The sequence below is a fragment of the Citrobacter sp. Cu231 genome, from assembly GCF_030332265.1.
Lineage (GTDB): Bacteria > Pseudomonadota > Gammaproteobacteria > Enterobacterales > Enterobacteriaceae > Citrobacter > Citrobacter meridianamericanus.
Window position 1 is genome coordinate 15,746 of record NZ_JAOWIE010000032.1, and the last position, 24,234, is coordinate 39,979.

Sequence of the window (24,234 nt, forward strand, 5' to 3'; positions counted from 1 at the left end):
AATGGGCATTTCTTACAGATAGTGCGTTGATTGGGTTATGTAGACTTATAATGAGATATAAGACCTGTCTACAACATGACAAACAAAAAACAATGCGTAACGGAACTTTACGAAACTTGAGCACTCTAAGCATTTGCTTGCTCATAGTGAAGCTGATGGAGTGGCGTTTCGAAAGCGCGTGGAAATTTGGTTTGGGGAGACTTTACCTCGGATGAGCGAGCAGTTAACGGACCAGGTCCTGGTAGAACGGGTCCAAAAGGGAGACCAGAAAGCCTTTAACCTACTGGTAGTGCGCTATCAGCATAAGGTGGCGAGTCTGGTTTCTCGCTATGTACCGTCGGGTGATGTACCCGATGTCGTACAAGAAGCATTTATCAAGGCCTATCGTGCGCTGGACTCGTTCCGGGGGGATAGTGCTTTTTATACCTGGCTGTATCGTATTGCGGTCAATACAGCGAAGAATTACCTGGTCGCTCAGGGGCGTCGTCCACCTTCCAGTGATATAGATGCGATTGAAGCAGAAAATTACGAAAGTGGCGGTGCGCTGAAAGAAATTTCGAACCCTGAGAACTTAATGTTGTCAGAAGAACTGAGACAGATAGTTTTCCGGACTATTGAGTCCCTCCCGGAAGATTTACGCATGGCAATAACCTTGCGGGAGCTGGATGGCCTGAGCTATGAAGAGATAGCCGCTATCATGGATTGTCCGGTGGGTACGGTGCGTTCACGTATCTTCCGAGCGAGGGAAGCTATTGATAATAAAGTTCAACCGCTTATCAGGCGTTGACGATAGCGGGATACTGGAAAAGGTATTAGGCATGCAGAAAGAAAAACTTTCCGCTTTAATGGATGGCGAAACGCTGGATACTGAGTTGCTCAAAGAGCTGGCTCACGACCCGGAAATGCAAAAAACCTGGGAGAGTTATCACCTGATTCGCGATTCCATGCGAGGTGATACCGCCGACGTTCTCCATTTCGATATTTCCGCCCGCGTAATGGCCGCCATCCAGGATGAGCCAGTACGTCAGACGGTGCCATTGATTCCTGAGGCCCAGCCAGCACCGCACCAGTGGCAGAAAATGCCGTTCTGGAAGAAAATGCGTCCGTGGGCCGCGCAGCTTACTCAAATGGGTGTTGCCGCGTGTGTATCACTTGCAGTTATTGTTGGCGTCCAGCACTATAATGGGCAATCTGAAACGTCCCAGCAGCCCGAAACACCGGTATTTAATACATTACCGATGATGGGTAAAGCCAGTCCGGTAAGCCTGGGTGTACCTTCTGACGCGACGGCCAGCGGCGGTCAGCAACAGCAGGTACAGGAGCAGCGTCGTCGTATTAATGCCATGTTGCAGGATTACGAACTGCAACGTCGACTGCACTCTGAACAGCTTCAGTTTGAGCAGGCCCAAACACAGCAAGCCGCTGTACAGGTGCCAGGAATTCAAACTTTAGGAACGCAATCGCAGTAATGAAGCAACTTTGGTTTGCCATGTCACTTGTGGCTGGTAGCCTGTTCTTCTCTGTCAACGCCTCGGCCAATCCTGCGTCCGGGGCGTTGTTGCAGCAGATGAATCTGGCCAGCCAGTCGCTAACCTATGAGCTGTCATTTGTCAGCATCAATAAACAGGGTGTTGAATCCCTACGTTATCGCCATGCTCGCCTGGATAACCGTCCGCTAGCACAACTGTTGCAAATGGATGGGCCGCGCCGGGAAGTGGTGCAACGTGGCAATGAAATCAGCTATTTTGAGCCAGGTCTTGAACCGTTCACGTTGAATGGCGACTATATCGTTGACTCTCTGCCATCCCTGATTTATACCGACTTCAAACGTCTTGCTCCCTACTATGATTTTATCTCAGTAGGCCGCACCCGCATTGCCGACAGGCTCTGTGAAGTGATCCGCGTGGTAGCCCGAGACGGTACGCGTTACAGCTATATCGTCTGGATGGACACAGAGACCAAGCTGCCGATGCGTGTTGATCTTCTTGACCGTGATGGCGAAACGCTGGAACAGTTCCGCGTCATCGCCTTTACCGTAAACAACGGCGTCAGCGACAGCATGCAGACGCTGGCAAAGGCCAATCTGCCGCCGTTGCTGTCAGTTCCTGCGGGCGAGAAAACCAACTTTAACTGGAGTCCGTCGTGGTTGCCGCAAGGCTTCAGCGAAGTTTCCAGCAGTCGACGCCCGTTGCCGACGATGGATAACATGCCGATCGAATCGCGGCTTTATTCTGATGGCCTGTTTAGTTTTTCTGTGAACGTAAACCGTGCGACGCAAAACAGCGCCGAGCAGCTGCTGCGTACCGGGCGTAGGACGGTCAGCACCAGCGTGCGTGACAACGCGGAAATTACGATTGTGGGTGAGCTCCCACCACAAACGGCGAAGCGTATCGCGGACAATATCAAGTTCAGGGCAGCACAATGATTAAAGAGTGGGCGACAGTCGTCTCCTGGCAAGATGGCCTGGCGACGGTTAGCTGTGACGTTAAAGCATCATGTAGCAGCTGCGCTTCCCGGGCTGGATGTGGGAGTCGCGTGCTGAACAAACTTGGGCCACAGACCACACATACCATTGTGGTGCCGAGTGACGAACCCTTAACACCCGGACAAAAAGTTGAACTGGGCATTGCCGAGGGTAGCCTGTTGGGATCAGCGATGCTGGTCTATATGTCACCGTTAGCGGGACTTTTTCTTTTCGCGGCGTTGTTCCAGGTGCTGTTTGGTTCCGACCTTGCGGCGTTAAGCGGTGCGGTACTGGGTGGCGTGGGCGGATTCCTGATAGCCCGTGGATTCTCTCGTAAGCTTGCTGAGCGTGAAGCCTGGCAGCCGGTCATTCTGAACGTTGCTCTCCCGCCCGATCTCATTCGCATTGAAACCCAGCAGTGATACCTTTGCCGGAGGGGAGGTAACGCCATCCGGCAAAAGTTTCACCGACTTTGCGTAGTTGTTTCCAGTTCCCACTATCCTTGCTCTATGAACATTTCCTCGCCTCAGCGTTGTAGTGTAGAATGCGGCGTTTCACTTAAACAGACGTTAAGCTCAGAACAGCGACTTCTCAGAGCCTGCTCAGGCGGGCGTAAGGCACAATAATTACACTATATGAAGAACATACGTAACTTTTCAATCATAGCTCACATCGACCACGGTAAATCGACGCTGTCTGACCGTATTATCCAGATCTGCGGTGGCCTGTCTGACCGTGAAATGGAAGCGCAGGTTCTCGACTCGATGGATCTTGAGCGTGAGCGCGGTATTACTATCAAAGCGCAGAGCGTGACGCTCGATTTCAAAGCATCTGATGGTGAAACCTATCAGCTTAACTTTATCGACACCCCGGGCCACGTTGACTTCTCGTATGAAGTTTCCCGTTCGCTTGCCGCCTGTGAAGGCGCACTGCTGGTGGTTGACGCCGGACAGGGTGTCGAAGCGCAGACCCTGGCGAACTGTTATACCGCCATGGAAATGGATCTGGAAGTGGTGCCGGTTCTGAACAAAATCGACCTGCCAGCCGCCGATCCTGAGCGCGTAGCAGAAGAGATTGAAGACATCGTCGGCATCGACGCGACTGATGCGGTTCGCTGCTCGGCGAAAACCGGCGTGGGCGTGACCGACGTGCTGGAACGTCTGGTGCGCGACATTCCGCCGCCGGAAGGCGATCCGGAAGGTCCGCTGCAGGCGTTGATTATCGACTCCTGGTTCGATAACTACCTGGGCGTGGTTTCGCTGGTGCGTATTAAAAACGGCACCATGCGTAAAGGCGACAAAATTAAAGTGATGAGCACCGGTCAGGTCTACAATGCCGACCGTCTGGGGATCTTCACACCAAAACAGGTTGATCGTACCGAGCTGAAATGCGGCGAGGTAGGTTGGTTGGTGTGTGCAATCAAAGACATCCTCGGCGCACCGGTTGGCGATACCCTGACGCAGGCACGTAACCCGGCAGACAAACCGTTGCCAGGCTTTAAAAAAGTGAAGCCGCAGGTGTACGCTGGTCTGTTCCCGGTGAGTTCTGACGACTACGAAAACTTCCGTGACGCCCTCGGCAAGCTGAGCCTCAACGACGCCTCCCTGTTTTATGAACCGGAAAGCTCGACCGCGCTGGGCTTCGGCTTCCGTTGTGGCTTCCTTGGTCTGCTGCACATGGAGATCATTCAGGAACGTCTGGAGCGTGAATACGATCTGGATCTGATCACCACCGCGCCGACCGTAGTTTACGAAGTTGAAACTACGGCGAAAGAGACTATCTACGTCGATAGCCCGTCCAAGCTGCCGCCGCTGAACAACATCTACGAACTGCGTGAGCCGATCGCCGAGTGTCACATGCTGCTGCCGCAGGCTTACCTTGGCAACGTGATCACCCTGTGTATCGAGAAGCGCGGCGTTCAGACCAACATGGTTTACCACGGTAACCAGGTGGCGCTGACCTATGAAATCCCGATGGCGGAAGTGGTACTCGACTTTTTCGACCGTCTGAAGTCGACTTCTCGCGGCTATGCGTCGCTGGACTATAACTTTAAACGATTCCAGGCGTCTGACATGGTGCGCGTTGATGTCCTCATCAACAACGAACGTGTCGATGCGCTGGCGCTAATCACCCACCGCGACAATTCCCAGAGCCGTGGCCGCGAACTGGTTGAGAAGATGAAAGATCTGATCCCTCGCCAGCAGTTTGATATCGCGATTCAGGCAGCCATTGGTACGCACATCATTGCGCGTTCAACGGTTAAGCAGCTGCGTAAAAACGTTCTGGCGAAATGCTACGGTGGCGATATCAGTCGTAAGAAAAAGCTGCTGCAAAAACAGAAAGAGGGTAAAAAGCGCATGAAGCAGATCGGTAACGTCGAACTGCCGCAGGAAGCCTTCCTCGCCATTCTGCATGTCGGTAAAGACAGCAAATAACCTTAAGGAGTTGGCATGGCGAACATGTTTGCCCTGATTCTGGTGATTGCCACACTGGTGACTGGCATTTTGTGGTGCGTAGATAAATTCATCTTCGCACCAAAGCGCCGGGAGCGTCAGGCAGCAGCGCAAGCTGCTGCAGGTGATTCACTGGATAAAGCAACGCTAAAAAAAGTAGCCCCTAAACCGGGCTGGCTGGAAACTGGAGCATCCGTTTTCCCGGTACTGGCGATTGTGCTGGTGGTACGTTCATTTATTTATGAGCCGTTCCAGATCCCGTCAGGTTCGATGATGCCGACGCTGCTTATCGGGGACTTTATCCTGGTGGAGAAATTCGCCTATGGGATTAAAGATCCTATTTACCAGAAAACGTTGATCGAAACTGGCCATCCGAAACGCGGTGATATCGTGGTGTTTAAATACCCGGAAGATCCGCGTCTGGACTACATCAAACGCGCTGTCGGTTTACCGGGAGACAAAGTGACCTACGATCCGGTGGCGAAAGAGGTCACGATTCAGCCAGGATGCAGTTCTGGTCAGGCGTGTGAAAACGCGCTGCCGGTAACGTATTCGGATGTTCAGCCAAGTGATTTCGTGCAGACCTTTGCCCGTCGTAACGGTGGGGAAGCGACCAGCGGCTTCTTTGAAGTTCCTCTGAATGAAACGAAAGAAAACGGTATTCGCCTCTCCGAGCGTAAAGAAACGCTGGGTGAGGTAACGCACCGCATTCTGACCGTGCCAATCGCGCAAGATCAGGTGGGAATGTATTACCGCCAGCCTGGCCAGCAACTGGCAACCTGGATCGTCCCTCCGGGACACTACTTCATGATGGGTGATAACCGTGACAACAGCGCGGACAGCCGTTACTGGGGATTTGTGCCGGAAGCGAACCTGGTGGGTAAAGCGACCGCTATCTGGATGAGTTTCGACAAGCAAGAAGGCGAATGGCCGACCGGTGTACGTTTAAGCCGTATTGGTGGTATTCACTAATCGCTGATAATCGTTCACGTTGTCGTCATTATGGCGGCAGCGTGAATTATTTCTCGGATAAATTCCCGCAGACTAACGACATCCCTTGTCGTTGTGTATAGAATATTCCCCCGAAGTTTTAGGTTGGCACCGACAGGTTGCCACGGCACACGAAACAGCGTTGGTTTGTATAAATGCATTTAGCTAAAGCCAAATGGCTAAGCGAAGTGCGTATATCAGGTCTGTTTCGTGTGCTGAATTGTTGACGCATTCATTTATTGGTATCGCATGAACCCCATCGTAATTAATCGGCTTCAACGGAAGCTGGGCTACACTTTTAATCATCAGGAGCTGTTGCAGCAGGCATTGACTCACCGTAGCGCCAGCAGCAAACATAACGAGCGTTTAGAATTTTTAGGCGACTCTATTTTGAGCTTTGTTATCGCTAATGCGCTTTATCACCGTTTCCCGCGAGTGGACGAAGGTGATATGAGCCGCATGCGTGCAACGCTGGTTCGCGGCAATACGCTTGCTGAATTAGCCCGTGAGTTTGACCTCGGTGAATGTTTACGTTTGGGGCCTGGTGAGCTGAAAAGCGGCGGCTTCCGCCGTGAATCGATCCTGGCTGATACCGTTGAAGCTTTAATTGGCGGCGTCTTCCTCGACAGCGACATTCAAACCGTTGAGCAACTGATCCTGAACTGGTATCAGACTCGTCTGGATGAAATTAGCCCAGGCGATAAACAAAAAGATCCGAAAACGCGCCTGCAGGAATATTTGCAGGGCCGCCACCTGCCGCTGCCGTCTTATCTGGTGGTGCAGGTTCGTGGTGAAGCACACGATCAAGAATTTACTATCCACTGCCAGGTCAGCGGCCTGAGTGAACCGGTGGTTGGCACAGGTTCTAGCCGTCGTAAGGCTGAGCAGGCTGCCGCCGAACAGGCGTTGAAAAAACTGGAGCTGGAATGAGCATCGATACAACTTACTGCGGATTTATTGCCATCGTCGGTCGTCCGAACGTCGGCAAATCCACCCTGTTAAATAACCTGCTTGGGCAGAAGATTTCCATTACCTCACGTAAGGCTCAGACAACACGTCACCGTATTGTTGGCATCCATACTGAAGGCGCGTATCAGGCGATTTATGTTGATACCCCGGGCCTGCATATGGAAGAAAAACGGGCGATCAACCGCCTGATGAACAAAGCGGCGAGCAGTTCGATTGGTGATGTTGAACTGGTTATTTTCGTTGTGGAAGGCACCCGCTGGACGCCGGACGACGAAATGGTGCTTAACAAGCTGCGCGACGGTAAAGCCCCGGTTATTCTGGCTGTGAACAAAGTAGACAATGTTCAGGAAAAAGCCGATCTGCTGCCGCACCTGCAGTTCCTGGCAAGCCAGATGAATTTCCTCGATATCGTCCCGATCTCTGCCGAGACGGGTTTGAATGTGGATACCGTTGCAGACATCGTACGTAAGCATCTGCCGGAAGCTATTCATCACTTCCCGGAAGATTACATCACTGACCGTTCTCAGCGTTTTATGGCTTCTGAAATCATCCGTGAAAAGCTGATGCGTTTTCTGGGGGCTGAACTGCCGTATTCTGTCACCGTGGAGATTGAGCGTTTTATCTCTAACGAGCGCGGTGGCTACGATATTAACGGTCTGATCCTCGTTGAACGTGAAGGACAGAAGAAGATGGTTATTGGTAACAAAGGAGCCAAAATTAAAACCATCGGCATCGAAGCGCGTAAAGACATGCAGGAGATGTTCGAAGCGCCCGTTCACCTCGAACTGTGGGTGAAAGTGAAATCTGGCTGGGCCGATGACGAACGCGCGTTGCGTAGCCTCGGTTACGGCGACGACGTCTAAACCCATCTTCTGAAACACGGCGAGTATATGGAAGGATGGCAACGAGCCTTTGTCTTACATAGTCGCCCCTGGAGCGAAACCAGTCTCGTGCTGGACGTCTTCACGGAAGAGTCGGGTCGCGTGCGCCTGGTGGCTAAAGGCGCACGTTCCAAACGCTCCAATCTTAAAGGCGCACTCCAGCCTTTTACCCCGTTGTTGCTTCGCTTTGGTGGACGTGGAGAGGTCAAAACCCTACGTAGTGCTGAAGCCGTTTCTCTGGCACTCCCTCTTAGCGGTATCACGCTGTACAGCGGCTTGTATATCAACGAACTTATCTCCCGCGTCCTTGAGTACGAGACCCGCTTTTCTGAACTCTTTTTCGATTATCTGAACTGTATTCAGGCGCTGGCTGGCGCCACAGGTTCGCCAGAACCCGCGCTGCGTCGTTTTGAGCTGGCCTTACTTGGACATTTGGGATACGGCGTCGATTTTACCCACTGTGCGGGCAGCGGCGAGCCGGTAGACGACACCATGACCTATCGTTACCGGGAAGAAAAAGGGTTTATTGCCAGCATTGTTATTGATCACAACACTTTTACGGGACGCCATCTCAAAGCGCTTGAGTCGCGTGAATTTCCCGATGTCGATACGTTACGCGCCGCGAAACGCTTTACCCGCATGGCGTTAAAGCCGTATCTTGGTGGTAAGCCGTTAAAAAGCCGGGAACTGTTCCGGCAATTTATGCCAAAACGAGCAGTAAAAACAAATAATGATTAACGAGGATTGTCATGGCTGAATTACTGTTAGGCGTCAATATTGACCACATTGCCACATTACGTAATGCACGCGGTACCGCATATCCGGATCCGGTTCAGGCGGCATTTATCGTTGAACAGGCGGGCGCGGATGGTATTACCGTACACCTGCGTGAAGACCGTCGTCATATCACCGACCGTGACGTACGTATTTTGCGCCAGACGCTGGATACGCGCATGAATCTGGAAATGGCGGTCACCGAAGAGATGCTGGAGATTGCCGTTGAGACTAAGCCGCATTTTTGCTGCCTGGTGCCGGAAAAACGTCAGGAAGTGACTACTGAAGGTGGTCTGGACGTCGCCGGCCAGCGAGATAAGATGCGTGATGCCTGCAAACGCCTGGCGGACGCAGGCATTCTGGTTTCGCTGTTTATCGATGCCGATGAAGAGCAGATTAAGGCTGCTGCTGAAGTCGGCGCGCCGTACATCGAAATTCACACAGGCTGTTACGCCGATGCGAAAACCGACGCTGAACAGGCCAGCGAACTGGCGCGTATCGCCAAAGCGGCAACCTTTGCCGCCAGCCTTGGCCTGAAGGTAAATGCAGGTCACGGCCTGACATACCATAACGTTAAAGCCATCGCGCGAATCCCGGAAATGCACGAGCTGAACATTGGACATGCCATTATCGGACGCGCGGTGATGAGCGGTCTGAAAGATGCAGTTGTCGAAATGAAACGTCTGATGCTGGAAGCGCGTGGCTAATGGCGATTCTGGGATTAGGCACGGATATCGTGGAGATTGCCCGCATTGAGGCGGTGATCTCCCGTTCCGGCGACCGTCTGGCAAGACGTGTGCTCAGTGACAACGAATGGGCTATCTGGGAGACGCATCAGCAGCCGGTGCGTTTTTTGGCGAAGCGTTTTGCGGTCAAAGAGGCGGCAGCAAAAGCCTTTGGGACGGGTATCCGCAACGGTCTGGCATTTAATCAGTTTGAAGTCTTTAACGATGAACTCGGTAAGCCGCGTTTGCGGTTATGGGGAGAGGCGTTAAAACTGGCGGAAAAACTCGGTGTCGCACATATGCATGTGACGCTCGCTGATGAGCGTCACTACGCCTGCGCTACGGTGATTATCGAGAGTTAAAGTTTGTCTGCGTGATGCATCAGGACAAACTTATCCCACAGCTGCTCTTCCGTTTCGATATGTGCCGGATCTTTCAAAATAGTATTGGGGATCGGGCACACCTTCTGGCAGGTTGGCGTGTCGTAATGGCCTACGCATTCCGTACATTTGTCACTGTTAATCTCGTAAATGCTGTCACCCATCGAAATTGCCTCATTCGGGCATTCGGGCTCGCACATATCGCAATTGATACACTTTTTAGTGATTAACAGGGCCATCAGGAAACTCTCAAAACATCACAAATCGGGCGGGCATTATACGCGCATTCTTTGCTCAGACCAGTTTTTTTACCAGTGCTTCGCTGTGGCGAATGCGTTCCGGAGCGTGCTCAAGATCCTGCTGTACCAGTGCCATAAACAATAAATCAGTTAGCATCATTTGCGCATGCGTAGAGGAAATCGCTGCGCTGCGCGTAGCCTGCTCCTCAGCAATCGTATATAAACAATGAGTTGCCCGTTGCTGCAGGGCGTTCGGTGTAAATCCGGTGACGGCGAGAATTTTGGCTCCGGTGCGCAATGTTTCGTCCGCAGCCAGGTTGAGCTCACGGCGTTCGCCGGTATACGAAATGGCCAGCAGCAGATCGTTGGGCGAAAGCGCCTGCACTGCCGCCAACAGGGCGTGCATATCGCGTTCAACCACCGCGTTAAAACCAATTTTCAGCAGCTTCCAGGCAAAATTCTGTGCCACCAGACCCGATGCGCCAATCCCGGTCACGATAATGCGCCGGGCTGAGCGCAGCATCATGACGCTCTCCATCAGTTTCTCTTCGCTGTTGACGTCCAGCGTCGCATGCATCGCCGCCACGTTCTCCTGAATCAACTTTTCTCCCACCAGACGCATAGGGTCGTCACCGCGAATCTGATTATGCACCGGAATGGAGTGGGGGTTAGGGTTGCTGGCCAGCGCTTCGCTAATCGCTAGTTTGAGTGCAGGAAATCCTTTAAAACCCATCTTTTGCGCGAACTTCACCACGCTGGACTGGCTGACGCCCGCCTCCGCGGCCAACTGCTGCGAACTGAGGTGCCGCGCACTATCCGGTTGGGCAAGGAGATAATCCGCAAGTTTTTTATCGCTCTGCGCGAGATCCGGGTAACGCTGACGAATGCGAATTAAACAGTTCATGCTGTCTCCTGGCAAAAACGTGATGGCGATTACAAAACAAAATTTCATTCGCCTTGATGAATATAATATTCCATTATGGCAGATTATTATGAATTAAAAATTCCTAAGGACCAAAAAATGAATCTCGGTGCATTAGTTTCAGAAACCCGCAATCCACAGACCATGGACCTGGATGCGCTCTCCACGCTGGAGTTGGTTCATCGTTTTAATCAACAGGATACGCTGGTAGCCGAAGCAGTAAAAGCAACTCTGCCTCAAGTTGCGTGCGCGGTCGATGCGGCAGCTAACGCGCTAAAAGCAGGTGGCCGCATTATTTACATGGGGGCGGGTACCAGCGGGCGTCTTGGGGTGCTGGATGCATCTGAATGCCCACCGACTTTCGGCGTTCCGCACGGTCTGGTGGTTGGGTTGATTGCCGGGGGGCCGGGCGCGCTGCTGAAGGCGGTTGAGGGTGCGGAAGATAACCCACAGCTAGGTGAGGACGATCTGCGCGCGATCAATCTCACCGCACAGGATATGGTCGTTGGGCTGGCGGCTTCAGGTCGTACGCCGTATGTGATTGGCGGACTGAAATATGCGCGTACGGTAGGTTGTACGACGGCGGCTATTTCCTGCAATCCGGATTCACCAATTGCACATGAAGCGGATATCGCTATTTCCCCGGTGGTGGGTCCGGAGGCGCTGACGGGGTCAACGCGACTGAAATCCGGTACCGCGCAAAAGCTGGTGCTCAATATGATCTCCACCGGAGCGATGGTGAAGTTCGGTAAGGTTTATCAGAACCTGATGGTGGATATGCAGGCAACCAACGTCAAACTGGTCGATCGTGCGTGCCGTATGGTGGTTGAAGCCACGGGCATTGCGCGTGAACAGGCGCAAGCGTTGCTAAAGCAGACTGATTTTGACGTTAAGCCGGCTATTTTAATGGCGCTCACCGGCCTGGACGCCGCTGCCGCTCGCGAAAAGCTTGCCGCTCACCAGGGTTTTTTACGCGCGGCGTTAGAACACTAAGAGGTGTATATGGATAAGACGGCGGTGCTGGCCAGCGATATTCTGCTGGGCGTTGGCGGAGAGAAAAATATTCTGCGTCTGGAAAACTGTATGACCCGCGTCAGGGTTGAAGTTCAGGATGACGGGCTGCTCGATATCCCTCGTCTCAGGCAACTGCCCGGCGTCAGCGGCTACGTGAAGCAGGGCGCGCAGCACCAGATCATTGTCGGCCCCGGTAAAGCGGCCAAGGTGGTGGATGCTATGCGCTCTCTGATTGCTGATGGCGGCGAAGGCAGAGATACGAATGATATCGAGCGCACGAAGTCAGAGGCCAAAGCGAAGTACAAAGCGCCCATGAGCGATGCGCTGCGTAAGTTGGCGAACGTCTTTATCCCTCTTATTCCAGCTTTTATCGCTTCTGGTTTGATCACCGGCATTATTAACATTCTTAAGCGACCGGATATCGTCGGGGATTTTGCGACCCACTATCCAAATATGCTTGGGCTGATGGGAATATTTGGCAGCGCCGTGTTTGCCATCATGAATATTCTGGTCGGGGTGAATACCGCCAAAGTATTCGGCGGTTCCCTGGCGATGGGCGGGGTGATGGCGGGGATCCTCTCCAGTCCGCAACTGGCACAAATCACGCTGTTTGGCGAAGCGTTGCAGCCGGGACGCGGCGGGGTGATCGCGGTACTGCTGGTGGTTGCGTTGATGTGCTGGATAGAACGCAAATTCCGTGAGCTGTTGCCAGAATCGCTGGAGCTGATCCTAAACCCACTGCTGACCACCATTATCACCGGGGCCATCGCGATTGTTGCGCTGCAACCACTTGGCGGCTGGATTTCTGAATCTATTGCTCATGGCGCATCCTGGGCTATTGATCGCGGCGGTTTTCTGGTGGGGGCCGTACTGGCTGGGACTTTCCTGCCGTTGGTGCTCACCGGACTTCATCAGGGATTGGTGCCGATCCACGTTGAACTGGTACAGGCGCATGGTTATAACGCGCTCTTTCCTATCCTGGCGATGGCTGGCGTCGGGCAAATTGGAGCTTCCATTGCCGTGCTGATGAAAACCCGTAACGCACGGCTTAAAAAAGTGATCAAAGGCGCGCTGCCGGTTGGACTGCTGGGCGTTGGCGAGCCGCTGATTTTTGGCGTCACGCTGCCGTTAGGTAGACCGTTTATTGGTGCCTGCCTTGGCGGCGCGGTAGGCGGAGCGCTGATTAGCTACTGGAAGGTGGCGACGGTTATCACCTTTGGTATCTCAGGATTACCGCTGGCACTGACGATTGTTGCCGGAAAAGTGATGTTCTATCTGTTAGGCTATCTGGTAGCAGTTATTGCCGGGTTCCTGTTTACCTGGCTATTGGGGTTCAACGATCCAGAGGACTAAGGTTTGACCAATCACCCGCGCCGCGTTGTTTTTTTTGATTTGGATGGCACGTTACACCAGCAGGATATGTTCGGTAGTTTCATACGTTATCTGCTACGTCGTCAGCCGCTGAACGCGCTGCTGGTGCTGCCTCTGCTACCGGTGATTGCGCTGGCATTGCTGATTCAAGGGCGTGCCGCCCGCTGGCCAATGAGCCTGCTGTTGTGGGGATGCACTTTTGGTCGCAGCGAGGCGCGTCTGAAAGCGCATCAGTCCGACTTTGTACGCTGGTTTCGCAGTAATGTGACGGCGTTTCCGCTCGTTCAGCAGCGCCTGACAACCTACCTGTTAAGCTCTGATGCTGACATCTGGCTTATCACCGGCTCTCCGCAGTCGCTGGTCGAGCAGGTTTACTTCGACACGCCGTGGCTACCGCGTGTCAATTTGATTGCCAGCAAAATGGCGCGGGGATACGGCGGGTGGGTGCTGACGCTGCGCTGCCTCGGCCATGAAAAAGTGACTCAACTGGAGCGGCAGATTGGCGCACCGCTGTCTCTTTACAGCGGCTACAGCGACAGTAAGCAGGACAATCCGTTGCTCTCTTTTTGCCAGCATCGCTGGCGCGTCACGCCGCGCGGAGAGCTGCAACAACTCGAATAGAGTAAACGATAGCGTCTGTGTATAATGCGCCCGCTTTTATTGGTGGAGTAACCCCTTTGTCTGAAGTTGAATTTAGCCACGAATACTGGATGCGTCATGCTTTAACGCTGGCTAAGCGCGCCTGGGATGAGCGTGAAGTTCCGGTGGGTGCAGTATTGGTGCATAACAACCGCGTGATTGGCGAAGGCTGGAACCGTCCGATCGGCCACCATGATCCGACTGCTCACGCTGAAATTATGGCGCTGCGTCAGGGGGGCCTGGTACTGCAAAACTACCGTCTGTTAGATGCCACGCTGTACGTCACTCTGGAGCCGTGCGTGATGTGCGCAGGCGCGATGGTCCATAGTCGTATCGGCCGGGTGGTTTTTGGCGCACGCGATGCGAAAACGGGCGCTGCCGGGTCATTAATGGATGTGCTGCATCACCCAGGAATGAATCATCGGGTTGACGTGACCGAAGGCGTGTTACGGGATGAATGCGCCACGCTGCTCAGTGATTTCTTCCGCATGCGTCGGCAGGAGATCAAAGCGTTGAAAAAATCCGCCAATCAGTAAATACCAATCAGGCTACTTATCCTCTTTCTTTTGTGCTGAAAACAGCAGCGAAGGGGAGTGCGACAGGTAGTTTGACGATGTCTGAGTCAGAAACGCTGAAAGCGGAAATTTATCTTTACCCACCAGCTCAGCCGGTGACACCGCCGGATAATCCTGAGCCAGTTGCATTTTTTCCTGCGCCTGTTTTTCTTTCTCCTGCAGATACCCCACCAGGCTAATCTGGTATTTACGGATATTTTCCACATAAGCGTAGGCTTCGTGACCACGCGCATAGCCATAGGTCAACTTGCTGTAATACGGCTTTTGGCTGAGTAGTGGCAGTCGCTGTTTTACGTCGGACCAGCTGTTCGGATTGCCTTTTGTTTTCACCGTCAGCGCCCGGGCATCCAGCATGTGCGCATAACCCATGTTGTAGGCCGCGAGCGCAAACCAGATACGTTCCCCTTCGGGAACGGTATCCGGCACTTTACTCATCATATCCTGCAAATACCGCGCGCCGCCGCTGATGCTCTGTTCTGCATCGGTACGGTCAGTTAGCCCGAGACTCTGGGCGGTATTTTTGGTCAGCATCATCAGCCCGCGTACCCCAGTCGGGGATGTGGCCTGCGCATCCCAGTGCGACTCCTGATAGGATATTGCGGCGAGCAGTCGCCAGTCTATCTCCTGCGCATACTTCTCAAAGAGCGGCTTGAGGTCCGGCAAAACGCTGTCTACGGCACGCAAAAAGGTGCGGGTATCAACATAGTCAAAATCATCGCCATGCCCAAGATACTTCTCTTCCAGCCGCGCCAGAGAACCATCTTCATTCATGGTATTAAAGAAATCCAACAGCGCGGCAGACAGCGTGTTGTCATTGTCCAGACGACTAAACCAGGTCACCGGTTGTTCGTCGGAAACGTCCAGCGCCACGGCCAGCTCAGGATGAACGCGCTGGTATAAACTGATGGCGACGGAATCGGCAATGGTGTAATCCAGCTTTCCGGCGATAACATCATCAAGCAGTTCAGTGGTCCCTTTTTTGTCATCGACCTTCCAGCTCAGCTCGGGGAATTTTTTCTCTTTTAGCTGTTGGAGATCGTTAACCACCACATGTCCTGGGGCGATAGTCAGTTGGCTTTCGTTCACGGTGGCGAGCGTGCGCGGGCGGTATTGTCCAACCCGATACACCAACTGTTGTGAAACTGAATAGTAGGTCGGTCCTGGCTGGTAATTTTTTACCCGCTCGCTGTTATAGACCAGACCTGCGGCTAACAGATCGGCATTACCGTTATCCAGGTCGTCGAAAAGCTGGCTAATGTTCTGGCGCACTGTGACGTTTAACTTCACGCCCAGGTAGTTGGCGAACGCCTGGGCCAGTTCATAATCCAGACCGAATTTTTTGCCGTTGAGGGTTGCGTAAGTTAACGGCGAGTCGAGGGTACTGACGCGCAGCTCTCCCCGCGACTGAATGGCGGCGATACGATTTTCGGCTTTACCGAACCAGGGGATAGATGGCCAAAGGGCCGCTGCCAACAACAGCGTTAATATGCCGATGAACAGATAATTAATCTTTAATTTTTTCAATTAGTTAATTCTCTGAACCGTACGTTTTCTCTGCCTGCTGTGGTGCTGATTAAGAAGTGAAGTCGTCATTAATGAGCGGCATTTTGCTTAAACTTGCGCCAGTTGGCAACTTATTCAGAAACCAGACCGCATTTGATGATAAGAAATGGTCGTGATTTTATTTCGACGCAAACGGTTTCGTCGGCGCGCCAGATTCTTTATAATGACGCCCGTTTCCCCCACTTGGGCACACCGAAAGCTTAGAAGACGAGAGACTTATGATGGAAATTCTGCGTGGTTCACCTGCACTGTCTGCATTCCGTATTAACAAACTGCTGGCACGTTTTCAGGCTGCCAACCTCCAGGTCCACAATATTTACGCCGAGTACGTCCATTTTGCCGATCTGAATGCACCGCTGAATGAGGACGAGCACGCACAACTAGCACGTCTGCTGAAATATGGTCCTGCTCTTCACAGCCACGCCCCTGAAGGCAAACTGCTGCTGGTTACGCCTCGCCCTGGCACCATCTCCCCGTGGTCTTCTAAAGCGACTGATATTGCCCACAACTGCGGCCTGCAGCAGATTAGCCGCCTGGAACGTGGCATTGCCTGGTATGTTGAGGCCTCTACGTTGACCGCTGAGCAGTGGCAGATGGTTGCCGATGAACTGCACGACCGCATGATGGAAACAGTTTTCCCAGCACTGAACGATGCCGAAAAGCTGTTTGTACATCATCAGCCGGCACCGGTCTTAAGCGTTGATCTGCTGGGTGAGGGACGCCAGGCACTGATCGACGCTAACCTGCGTCTGGGCCTGGCGCTGGCGGAAGACGAAATCGACTATCTGCAGGATGCGTTCACCAAACTGGGACGCAACCCGAACGACATTGAACTGTACATGTTTGCGCAGGCAAACTCCGAGCACTGCCGCCACAAGATTTTTAACGCCGACTGGATTATCGATGGTAAACAGCAGCCGAAGTCGCTGTTCAAGATGATCAAAAATACCTTTGAAACTACGCCGGACCACGTGCTGTCTGCCTATAAAGACAACGCTGCGGTAATGGAAGGTTCTGAAGTGGGTCGTTACTTTGCCGACCACAAAACCGGCCGCTACGATTTCCATCAGGAGCCAGCCCACATCCTGATGAAGGTAGAAACCCACAACCATCCGACGGCTATCTCTCCGTGGCCGGGTGCGGCAACCGGCTCCGGCGGCGAAATCCGCGACGAGGGGGCAACCGGTCGTGGTGCAAAACCGAAAGCAGGGCTGGTGGGTTTCTCCGTTTCCAACCTGCGTATTCCAGGCTTTGAACAGCCATGGGAAGAAGATTTCGGTAAGCCGGACCGTATTGTTACCGCACTCGATATCATGACCGAAGGGCCACTGGGCGGCGCGGCGTTTAATAATGAATTTGGTCGCCCGGCGCTGACGGGGTATTTCCGCACCTATGAAGAAAAGGTTAACAGTCACAACGGCGAAGAACTGCGCGGTTACCATAAACCGATCATGCTGGCAGGCGGGATCGGTAACATCCGTGCCGATCATGTACAGAAAGGCGAGATCGTCGTTGGCGCTAAGCTGATCGTCCTCGGCGGGCCGGCAATGAACATCGGTCTTGGCGGTGGTGCGGCCTCTTCTATGGCTTCCGGCCAGTCTGATGCGGACCTCGACTTTGCCTCCGTACAGCGTGACAACCCGGAAATGGAACGTCGTTGCCAGGAAGTTATCGACCGCTGCTGGCAGATGGGCGATGCCAACCCGATCCTGTTTATCCATGACGTTGGCGCTGGCGGCCTGTCAAACGCCATGCCTGAGCTGGTAAGCGATGGTGGTCGCGGCGGTAAGTTCCAGCTGCGCGATATCCTCAGCGACGAACCGGGCATGAGCCCGCTGGAAATCTGGTGTAACGAATCCCAGGAGCGTTATGTGCTGGCGGTTGCCGCTGACCAGCTACCGCTGTTTGACGAACTGTGTAAGCGCGAGCGCGCGCCGTATGCGGTGATCGGTGAAGCCACCGAAGAACAGCATCTGACACTGAGCGATAGCCACTTCGACAATCAGCCGATCGACATGCCGCTCGATGTGCTGTTGGGCAAAACGCCGAAAATGACCCGCGATGTGCAGACGCTGAAAGCCAAAGGCGATGCCCTGAATCGTGGCGAAATCTCGATTGCAGATGCGGTTAACCGTGTGCTGCATCTGCCGACTGTTGCTGAAAAAACGTTCCTTGTGACCATCGGCGACCGTACCGTTACCGGCATGGTCGCGCGTGACCAGATGGTGGGGCCATGGCAGATCCCGGTCGCCAACTGTGCGGTCACTACCGCAAGCCTTGATAGCTACTACGGTGAAGCGATGTCTCTTGGCGAGCGCGCGCCAGTCGCATTGCTCGACTTCTCTGCCTCTGCGCGTCTGGCTGTAGGTGAGGCGCTGACCAACATTGCGGCAACGCAGATTGGCGATATCAAACGCATTAAACTGTCGGCTAACTGGATGGCTGCTGCGGGTCACCCTGGCGAAGACGCCGGACTGTACGAAGCGGTAAAAGCCGTTGGGGAAGAATTATGTCCGGCGCTTGGCCTGACCATTCCGGTGGGCAAAGACTCTATGTCGATGAAAACCCGCTGGCAGGAAGGCAACGAACAGCGTGAAATGACCTCGCCGCTGTCGCTGGTGATCACCGCCTTTGCCCGCGTGGAAGACGTGCGCCACACGATTACCCCGCAGCTTTCTACTGAAGACAATGCCCTGTTGCTGATTGACCTTGGTCTTGGTCACAACGCGCTGGGTGCAACAGCGTTGGCGCAGGTTTACCGTCAACTGGGCGATAAGCCTGCTGATGTGCGTAACGTTGAGCAACTGAAAGGCTTCTACGACGCCATTCAGGCGCTGGTGGCACAGCGTAAGCTGCTGGCCTACCACGACCGTTCAGACGGCGGGCTGCTGGTTACGCTGGCGGAAATGGCCTTCACCGGTCACTGCGGTATTGAAGCTGATATCCACTCTCTGGGTGACGATCGTCTGGCTGCGCTGTTTAACGAAGAGCTTGGCGCGGTGATTCAGGTTCGCACAGCTGATCGTGAAGCGGTTGAGGCGTTGCTGGCTCAACATGGCCTGGCCGATTGCGTGCACTATCTGGGGAAAGCCGTGCAGGGCGACCGCTTCGTGGTTGAAGCTGACGGTCATGCGGTGTTCAGCGAAAGCCGCACCACGATGCGTATGTGGTGGGCGGAAACCACCTGGCAGATGCAGCGTCTGCGCGACAACCCGGAGTGTGCCGATCAGGAACACGACGCTAAAACCAACGATGCCGACCCTGGCCTTAACGTTAAACTGTCATTTGATATCAATGAAGACGTTGCTGCTCCGTACATCGCCACTGGCGCGCGTCCGAAAGTGGCCGTGCTGCGCGAGCAGGGCGTTAACTCCCATGTCGAAATGGCGGCAGCTTTCCACCGTGCGGGCTTTGACGCTATTGATGTACACATGAGCGATCTGCTGGGGGGACGCATCGGCCTGGGTAATTTCCAGGCGCTGGTAGCCTGCGGCGGCTTCTCTTACGGCGATGTGCTCGGCGCAGGGGAAGGTTGGGCGAAGTCAATTCTGTTCAACAACCGCGTGCGTGATGAGTTCGAAACCTTCTTCCATCGCCCGCAAACGCTGGCGCTCGGGGTGTGTAACGGTTGCCAGATGATGTCTAACCTGCGTGAGCTGATCCCGGGAAGCGACCTGTGGCCGCGCTTTGTACGCAATCACTCCGATCGTTTTGAAGCCCGCTTCAGTTTGGTTGAAGTGACGCAAAGCCCGTCTTTACTGCTTGCCGATATGGTGGGTTCGATGATGCCGATTGCCGTTTCTCACGGCGAAGGTCGTGTGGAAGTGCGTGACGGTGCGCATCTGGCTCAGCTCGAGAGCAAAGGTCTGGTGGCCCTGCGCTATGTTGATAATTTCGGTAAGGTGACCGAGACCTACCCGGCTAACCCGAACGGTTCGCCGAACGGTATTACCGCTGTTACCACGGAAAATGGTCGCGTTACCATTATGATGCCGCACCCGGAACGCGTGTTCCGTACCGTGAGTAACTCCTGGCACCCGGAAAACTGGGGTGAGGACAGCCCGTGGATGCGCATTTTCCGTAACGCGCGTAAACAGTTGGGTTAATTAGCCTGTAATCATTAAGCCCCTCTTCGTGAGGGGCTTTTTTTATGGCGCAGACCAATTAAGGCGTTCACGCCGTCATCCGGCAATACCTCAGCGCTTATGGCACAGAATTAATGTGTCTCGAAATCCCGACATTGGCGGGGTTGGGGTGTCGCCAAAAAGAGACATTTAATTATATGATTTACAATAAATTTGTTTTTAAATGCTACAGGTGTTGCTGATTGGCGACGGTATGGGTAAAAAACGGACAATATCATTTTTCAGATAAATAATGATATTTTCTATATATATCATTGTGTTAATAAAATGTTTTGAATATTGGCACAGATGCTGCATAATATTAATCAGTGGCTCATTCACCTTCTTATGTCAGCCCCTTCGGGACGTGCTACATAAACTTCGAATGACGCACAACAAGGTGCCTGCCGTCCAACATCTGATATTAGCGTAGCTATATCAACCTTCGGGCGAAACGTCGAGTTAGGCACCGCCTTATTCCACAACAAAGCCGGGTTAATCCCGGCTTTGTTGTATCTGGCGTTTCCCTCAGTTAGCATCAACCTATTCCTGTCCATTGAGAGTAACGCCTTGAAGCGCTGGTCAGTTTTTCCCCGATCTTTACGTCAACTGGTGACGTTGGCATTTTTGCTTATCCTGTTGCCGTTGTTAGTTTTGGCCTGGCAGGCGTGGCAAAGCCTGAATGCCCTGAGCGCGCAGGCGGCTCTGACGAACCGAACGACGCTGATTGACGCCAGACGCAGTGAAGCGATGACCAATGCTGCCCTTGAGATGGAGCGTAGCTACCGCCAATACTGTGTACTTGATGACCCAACGTTAGCTAAGGTTTACCAGAGTCAACGTAAACGCTACAGCGACATGCTGGATGCGCATGCAGGCGTGTTGCCGGATAACCGGCTCTATCAGGCGTTACGCCAGGACATCAACGATCTCGCGCAGTTGCAGTGTCGTAACAGTGGTCCTGACAGCGTGGCGGCCGCGCGGCTGGAAGCGTTCGCCAATGCCAATACTGAGATGGTACAAGCGACGCGGACTGTCGTCTTTTCTCGTGGACAGCAACTACAGCAGGAGATAGCCGAGCGAGGTCAGTTCTTCGGCTGGCAGGCGCTGGTGCTGTTTCTCGTTAGCCTGGCAATGGTGCTGCTGTTTACCCGCATGATTATCGGTCCGGTGAAGGGCATCGAACGGATGATCAACCGTCTGGGAGAAGGGCGCTCGCTGGGTGATAGCGTGTTATTTACCGGGCCCCGTGAGCTGCGATCCGTGGGGCAGCGTATTATCTGGCTGAGCGAACGTCTTTCCTGGCTTGAGTCGCAGCGGCATCAGTTTTTACGCCATCTTTCTCATGAGCTGAAAACACCGCTGGCGAGTATGCGCGAAGGTACCGAATTGCTGGCCGATCAGGTAGTGGGCCCGTTAACACCGGAGCAAAAAGAGGTGGTCGGTATTCTCGATGACAGCAGCCGCAATCTGCAAAAACTGATTGAGCAGCTTCTCGATTACAACCGCAAGCTGGCGGATGACGAGGTTGAGCTTGAAAGTGTAGAAATCGCCCCGCTGGTGGAAAACGTGGTTTCTGCGCATAGCCTGCCCGCCCGCGCCAAAATGATCCATACTGATGTTGCGCTTGCGGTGAACGCCTGCCTGGCAGAGCCGATGCTATTAATGAGCGTGCTGGACAATCTTTATTCCAATGCGGTGCACTACGGCGCTGAATCCGGTAACATTTGGATCCGCAGCAGTTTGCATGGCTCAACGGTATATATTGATGTAATGAATACCGGCACACCGATCCCAGAAGCAGAACAGACCATGATCTTCGAGCCTTTTTTCCAGGGGAGCCATCAGCGAAAAGGGGCGGTAAAAGGAAGCGGGTTGGGGCTGAGCATTGCCAGAGATTGCATCCGCCGTATGCGGGGCAAACTGTATCTGGTTGATGACCATGCGCAAAACGTTTGTTTTCGCATAGAACTGCCGCTAGCTGCTGCGAAAAATCACTAAAATAAACCTAAGTCTGGTGAGTATGCCTTACGTTGTTGTCAGAATGCTTAAACGACATTTTTTCCGTCGCGTTATCCTCGCAAGCCTGCCGTGTCTGGTGCTGGTTGGCTGCGTTCCGAACGCGGTGAATCATATCATCGGCGATCCCTCGCAGGAGAAAATTCCACCTCATCAACTTGCTGACTACCTTGCAACCGAGTGTGCGGATATCTGGTCGCTAACGGGTCAGTCCACGGATACCAACCCGCTGTATTGGCTGCGGGCGATGGATTGCGCCGATCGCATGATGCCTGTGCAGGCGCGCAGTGAGGCCAGTGCTCAACTCACGGATACCTGGCAGGGTGCTTTCAAACGCGGGATCCTGCTTGATAACGCCCGTATTACCCCGCCTGAACGGCAGGAGGCAGTTACGCGTCTCGATGCGTTAAGTCCACAAATTCCGACTCAGGTTCGACCGCTTTATCAGGCCTGGTTTCGTAACCAACTGTTGCAATTACAGCTTGCTGAAGAACGCATGCGTTACAGTAAGCTCCAGCAGGCGTCAGACAGCGAGCTCGATACGCTGCGTCAGCAGCAACAGCATTTGCAGTCCCAGCTCGATCTCACGACCCGCAAGCTGGAGAATCTGACCGATATTGAGCGCCAGCTTTCCACGCGCAAACCCGCCGGTAACTACAATCCTGATGCGCCGCACGGGAACGATAAACTCACTACACCTGATAACGAGGACGGTGCCACGCCGCCTGCCGATGAGGTAACGCCATGATAAGCCGTAAGCCCGCGCATTTGCTGCTGGTGGATGATGATCCGGGGCTGTTGAAATTACTCGGTATGCGACTGACCAGCGAAGGTTACAGCGTCGTGACTGCGGAAAGCGGGCAGGAAGGGCTACGGGTACTGAATCGCGAAAAAGTGGATCTGGTCATTAGCGATCTGCGCATGGATGAAATGGACGGCATGCAGCTGTTTACGGAAATCCAGAAAGTACAGCCGGGAATGCCGGTTATTATCCTCACCGCTCACGGCTCCATTCCTGACGCCGTAGCGGCGACGCAGCAAGGGGTCTTCAGTTTTCTCACCAAACCGGTCGATAAAGACGCGTTATACCACGCAATTGACGGGGCGCTGGAACAGTCTGCGCCTGCTACTGATGATAGCTGGCGTGAGTCCATTGTCACCCGCAGTCCGCTGATGCTGCGTTTGTTGGAACAGGCGCGAATGGTGGCACAGTCGGACGTTAGTGTACTCATCAACGGCCAAAGTGGGACCGGGAAAGAAGTTTTTGCTCAGGCGATTCACAACGCCAGCCCGCGTAGCCACAAACCCTTTATTGCCATTAATTGCGGCGCGTTGCCGGAACAATTGCTGGAGTCTGAACTGTTTGGCCATGCGCGCGGCGCTTTTACCGGCGCGGTGAGTAATCGTGAAGGGCTGTTTCAGGCTGCGGAAGGTGGGACGCTGTTTCTCGATGAGATTGGCGATATGCCAGCACCGTTGCAGGTTAAATTACTGCGCGTGTTGCAGGAACGAAAAGTCAGACCGCTGGGAAGTAACCGCGATATCGACATTGATGTGCGGATCGTTTCCGCGACGCACCGCGATTTACCCAAAGCCATGGCGCGGGGAGAATTTCGCGAGGATTTGTACTATCGCCTCAACGTGGTGAGTCTGAAGATCCCGGCACTGGCCGAACGTACGGAAGATATTCCGCTGCTGGCAAACCATCTGCTACGCCAGTCTGCTGAACGACATAAACCGTTCGTGCGCGCCTTTTCAACCGATGCCATGAAGCGGTTAATGACCGCCAGTTGGCCGGGCAACGTGCGTCAGTTGGTCAACGTGATTGAACAGTGCGTCGCGTTGACCTCTTCCCCGGTGATCAGCGATGCGCTGGTGGAGCAGGCACTGGAAGGGGAGAACACCGCGCTGCCGACCTTTGTTGAGGCGCGTAATCAGTTTGAACTCAATTACCTGCGTAAGCTGCTGCAAATTACCAAGGGTAATGTGACCCATGCGGCGCGAATGGCTGGGCGCAACCGCACTGAGTTCTACAAGTTGCTTTCTCGCCATGAGTTAGATGCAAACGATTTCAAAGAATAGTTTTCCGGATTATGTTACGTTTATCCGATCAAAAGACAGGCGACCTTTTC

General features: G+C 53.6%; 23 protein-coding genes. 20 read left to right on the forward strand and 3 right to left on the reverse strand.

Features of this window, described 5'->3' with window-relative positions:
• The first annotated feature begins 50 nt into the window (after window positions 1–50).
• From rseD to acpS, 12 genes are all read left to right on the forward strand, one after another.
• Window positions 51–215: a rpoE leader peptide RseD gene (gene rseD, locus OGY15_RS06605; RefSeq protein ID WP_151217689.1), complete on the forward strand. Its 165-nt coding sequence runs from the start codon at window positions 51–53 to the stop codon at window positions 213–215.
• Window positions 212–787, forward strand: coding sequence for an RNA polymerase sigma factor RpoE (gene rpoE / locus OGY15_RS06610; protein ID WP_003037573.1), 576 nt, complete (start codon window positions 212–214; stop codon window positions 785–787). Before rseD ends, rpoE begins: the two co-directional genes overlap by 4 nt.
• A 31-nt stretch (window positions 788–818) precedes the next feature.
• Window positions 819–1,469 (forward strand): anti-sigma-E factor RseA, encoded by a 651-nt coding sequence (rseA, locus tag OGY15_RS06615; protein ID WP_047501529.1) that lies wholly within the window; start codon window positions 819–821, stop codon window positions 1,467–1,469.
• Window positions 1,469–2,425, forward strand: coding sequence for a sigma-E factor regulatory protein RseB (gene rseB, locus OGY15_RS06620; RefSeq protein WP_151217688.1), 957 nt, complete (start codon window positions 1,469–1,471; stop codon window positions 2,423–2,425). The genes rseA and rseB overlap by 1 nt, the downstream gene beginning before the upstream one ends.
• On the forward strand, window positions 2,422–2,886 hold the full coding sequence (gene rseC, locus OGY15_RS06625; RefSeq protein ID WP_187253573.1) for a SoxR-reducing system protein RseC: 465 nt from the start codon (window positions 2,422–2,424) through the stop codon (window positions 2,884–2,886). The genes rseB and rseC overlap by 4 nt, the downstream gene beginning before the upstream one ends.
• 213 nt (window positions 2,887–3,099) lie before the next feature.
• On the forward strand, window positions 3,100–4,899 hold the full coding sequence (gene lepA, locus OGY15_RS06630; protein ID WP_003037577.1) for a translation elongation factor 4: 1,800 nt from the start codon (window positions 3,100–3,102) through the stop codon (window positions 4,897–4,899).
• A gap of 15 nt (window positions 4,900–4,914) precedes the next feature.
• Window positions 4,915–5,889 (forward strand): signal peptidase I, encoded by a 975-nt coding sequence (gene lepB, locus OGY15_RS06635; RefSeq protein WP_042306654.1) that lies wholly within the window; start codon window positions 4,915–4,917, stop codon window positions 5,887–5,889.
• Between the two features lie 267 nt (window positions 5,890–6,156).
• Window positions 6,157–6,837 (forward strand): ribonuclease III, encoded by a 681-nt coding sequence (gene rnc / locus OGY15_RS06640; RefSeq protein WP_003037579.1) that lies wholly within the window; start codon window positions 6,157–6,159, stop codon window positions 6,835–6,837.
• Complete coding sequence (era, locus tag OGY15_RS06645; protein WP_151217686.1) at window positions 6,834–7,739, forward strand: GTPase Era; 906 nt, start codon at window positions 6,834–6,836, stop codon at window positions 7,737–7,739. The genes rnc and era overlap by 4 nt, the downstream gene beginning before the upstream one ends.
• Before the next feature lie 27 nt (window positions 7,740–7,766).
• Window positions 7,767–8,495 (forward strand): DNA repair protein RecO, encoded by a 729-nt coding sequence (gene recO, locus OGY15_RS06650; RefSeq protein WP_187258547.1) that lies wholly within the window; start codon window positions 7,767–7,769, stop codon window positions 8,493–8,495.
• An 11-nt stretch (window positions 8,496–8,506) separates the two neighbouring features.
• Entirely contained in the window at window positions 8,507–9,238 is a 732-nt protein-coding gene (gene pdxJ, locus OGY15_RS06655; protein WP_151217685.1) for a pyridoxine 5'-phosphate synthase, read from the forward strand.
• The gene (acpS, locus tag OGY15_RS06660; RefSeq protein WP_003037588.1) at window positions 9,238–9,618 is read left to right on the forward strand and encodes a holo-ACP synthase; all 381 of its coding nucleotides are present in this window, start codon (window positions 9,238–9,240) and stop codon (window positions 9,616–9,618) included. Before pdxJ ends, acpS begins: the two co-directional genes overlap by 1 nt.
• Here the strand turns inward: acpS and OGY15_RS06665 are convergent.
• On the reverse strand, window positions 9,615–9,875 hold the full coding sequence (locus tag OGY15_RS06665) for a YfhL family 4Fe-4S dicluster ferredoxin (RefSeq protein WP_096756130.1): 261 nt from the start codon (window positions 9,873–9,875) through the stop codon (window positions 9,615–9,617). The two genes, acpS and OGY15_RS06665, sit on opposite strands and share 4 nt — an antisense overlap.
• A 55-nt stretch (window positions 9,876–9,930) precedes the next feature.
• The gene (locus tag OGY15_RS06670) at window positions 9,931–10,779 is read right to left on the reverse strand and encodes a MurR/RpiR family transcriptional regulator (protein ID WP_151217684.1); all 849 of its coding nucleotides are present in this window, start codon (window positions 10,777–10,779) and stop codon (window positions 9,931–9,933) included.
• 117 nt (window positions 10,780–10,896) lie between these two features.
• On the opposite strand from OGY15_RS06670, the gene murQ reads away from it, so the two are divergent.
• The 4 genes from murQ to tadA are packed head-to-tail and all read left to right on the forward strand — an operon-like array spanning window position 10,897 to window position 14,357.
• The gene (murQ, locus tag OGY15_RS06675) at window positions 10,897–11,790 is read left to right on the forward strand and encodes an N-acetylmuramic acid 6-phosphate etherase (protein ID WP_151217683.1); all 894 of its coding nucleotides are present in this window, start codon (window positions 10,897–10,899) and stop codon (window positions 11,788–11,790) included.
• 9 nt (window positions 11,791–11,799) lie between these two features.
• The gene (locus OGY15_RS06680; protein ID WP_210904471.1) at window positions 11,800–13,164 is read left to right on the forward strand and encodes a PTS transporter subunit EIIC; all 1,365 of its coding nucleotides are present in this window, start codon (window positions 11,800–11,802) and stop codon (window positions 13,162–13,164) included.
• A 3-nt stretch (window positions 13,165–13,167) separates the two neighbouring features.
• A complete protein-coding gene (yfhb, locus tag OGY15_RS06685; protein ID WP_187253571.1) occupies window positions 13,168–13,803 on the forward strand; it encodes a phosphatidylglycerophosphatase C in 636 nt (211 codons plus the stop codon).
• Window positions 13,804–13,820: 17 nt separating this feature from the next.
• Window positions 13,821–14,357 carry a tRNA adenosine(34) deaminase TadA gene (gene tadA, locus OGY15_RS06690; RefSeq protein WP_286538853.1) on the forward strand — a complete coding sequence of 179 codons (537 nt, stop codon included), beginning with the start codon at window positions 13,821–13,823 and terminating at the stop codon, window positions 14,355–14,357.
• 12 nt (window positions 14,358–14,369) lie between these two features.
• Here tadA and mltF read toward each other — a convergent pair whose 3' ends face one another.
• Complete coding sequence (gene mltF, locus OGY15_RS06695) at window positions 14,370–15,920, reverse strand: membrane-bound lytic murein transglycosylase MltF (protein ID WP_151217681.1); 1,551 nt, start codon at window positions 15,918–15,920, stop codon at window positions 14,370–14,372.
• Window positions 15,921–16,177: 257 nt separating this feature from the next.
• Here mltF and purL point away from each other — a divergent pair, with 257 nt between their 5' ends.
• From purL to glrR, 4 genes are all read left to right on the forward strand, one after another.
• Entirely contained in the window at window positions 16,178–20,065 is a 3,888-nt protein-coding gene (purL, locus tag OGY15_RS06700) for a phosphoribosylformylglycinamidine synthase (protein ID WP_286538854.1), read from the forward strand.
• 588 nt (window positions 20,066–20,653) lie between these two features.
• Window positions 20,654–22,084, forward strand: coding sequence for a two component system sensor histidine kinase QseE/GlrK (gene qseE / locus OGY15_RS06705; RefSeq protein ID WP_151224096.1), 1,431 nt, complete (start codon window positions 20,654–20,656; stop codon window positions 22,082–22,084).
• Window positions 22,085–22,106: 22 nt separating this feature from the next.
• Window positions 22,107–22,850, forward strand: coding sequence for a two-component system QseEF-associated lipoprotein QseG (gene qseG / locus OGY15_RS06710; protein WP_187253568.1), 744 nt, complete (start codon window positions 22,107–22,109; stop codon window positions 22,848–22,850).
• Window positions 22,850–24,184, forward strand: coding sequence for a two-component system response regulator GlrR (gene glrR, locus OGY15_RS06715; protein WP_304502307.1), 1,335 nt, complete (start codon window positions 22,850–22,852; stop codon window positions 24,182–24,184). Before qseG ends, glrR begins: the two co-directional genes overlap by 1 nt.
• The last annotated feature ends 50 nt before the right edge of the window (window positions 24,185–24,234 follow it).

Excerpts from the sequence above, each read along its gene's own strand:
- rseD (WP_151217689.1), top strand. The coding sequence starts at position 51 with ATGAGATATAAGACCTGTCTACAACATGACAAACAAAAAACAATGCGT.
- rpoE (WP_003037573.1), top strand. The coding sequence starts at position 212 with ATGAGCGAGCAGTTAACGGACCAGGTCCTGGTAGAACGGGTCCAAAAG.
- rseA (WP_047501529.1), top strand. The coding sequence starts at position 819 with ATGCAGAAAGAAAAACTTTCCGCTTTAATGGATGGCGAAACGCTGGAT.
- rseB (WP_151217688.1), top strand. The coding sequence starts at position 1,469 with ATGAAGCAACTTTGGTTTGCCATGTCACTTGTGGCTGGTAGCCTGTTC.
- rseC (WP_187253573.1), top strand. The coding sequence starts at position 2,422 with ATGATTAAAGAGTGGGCGACAGTCGTCTCCTGGCAAGATGGCCTGGCG.
- lepA (WP_003037577.1), top strand. The coding sequence starts at position 3,100 with ATGAAGAACATACGTAACTTTTCAATCATAGCTCACATCGACCACGGT.
- lepB (WP_042306654.1), top strand. The coding sequence starts at position 4,915 with ATGGCGAACATGTTTGCCCTGATTCTGGTGATTGCCACACTGGTGACT.
- rnc (WP_003037579.1), top strand. The coding sequence starts at position 6,157 with ATGAACCCCATCGTAATTAATCGGCTTCAACGGAAGCTGGGCTACACT.
- era (WP_151217686.1), top strand. The coding sequence starts at position 6,834 with ATGAGCATCGATACAACTTACTGCGGATTTATTGCCATCGTCGGTCGT.
- recO (WP_187258547.1), top strand. The coding sequence starts at position 7,767 with ATGGAAGGATGGCAACGAGCCTTTGTCTTACATAGTCGCCCCTGGAGC.
- pdxJ (WP_151217685.1), top strand. The coding sequence starts at position 8,507 with ATGGCTGAATTACTGTTAGGCGTCAATATTGACCACATTGCCACATTA.
- acpS (WP_003037588.1), top strand. The coding sequence starts at position 9,238 with ATGGCGATTCTGGGATTAGGCACGGATATCGTGGAGATTGCCCGCATT.
- OGY15_RS06665 (WP_096756130.1), bottom strand. The coding sequence starts at position 9,875 with ATGGCCCTGTTAATCACTAAAAAGTGTATCAATTGCGATATGTGCGAG.
- OGY15_RS06670 (WP_151217684.1), bottom strand. The coding sequence starts at position 10,779 with ATGAACTGTTTAATTCGCATTCGTCAGCGTTACCCGGATCTCGCGCAG.
- murQ (WP_151217683.1), top strand. The coding sequence starts at position 10,897 with ATGAATCTCGGTGCATTAGTTTCAGAAACCCGCAATCCACAGACCATG.
- OGY15_RS06680 (WP_210904471.1), top strand. The coding sequence starts at position 11,800 with ATGGATAAGACGGCGGTGCTGGCCAGCGATATTCTGCTGGGCGTTGGC.
- purL (WP_286538854.1), top strand. The coding sequence starts at position 16,178 with ATGATGGAAATTCTGCGTGGTTCACCTGCACTGTCTGCATTCCGTATT.
- qseG (WP_187253568.1), top strand. The coding sequence starts at position 22,107 with ATGCCTTACGTTGTTGTCAGAATGCTTAAACGACATTTTTTCCGTCGC.